General features: G+C 50.4%; 1 pseudogene. It reads right to left on the bottom strand.

Annotated elements, in window-relative coordinates:
- Window positions 1–280 (bottom strand): annotated as a pseudogene (locus AB4585_RS23985) (alginate lyase precursor); the annotation flags it as partial.

Here is a 280-nt window from a genome sequence, read left to right as displayed (position 1 = left end):
ACCAAATCCTGCACTGCTGCCCTCATGCTGAACCCAAACATCACTTGTCCCGCTATTTGCACGGAAATTCACGAACTGTGCGTCATGAACCTCTACTGGCAGTGTCACTTCGGTAGGGATACCCAAGGTAACGTCTGCAATTGTGTGACTTCCAGAGTTGAACGGTACACGCACCCAGCGGTACTCGCTGTCTGATGCTAGACCTTGCTCTTGAACCAACCCGTCGACACTTAATCTGTACGCCCCTTTAACAAAGGCACTGAGTTCGTAGTCGTGATTT

The sequence above is a fragment of the Vibrio sp. 10N.222.49.C9 genome (assembly GCF_041474985.1).
GTDB classification, from domain to species: domain Bacteria; phylum Pseudomonadota; class Gammaproteobacteria; order Enterobacterales; family Vibrionaceae; genus Vibrio; species Vibrio crassostreae_C.
The sequence above is the reverse complement of the archived record's forward strand: the minus strand, read 5'-3'. Positions and strand labels throughout refer to the sequence as shown.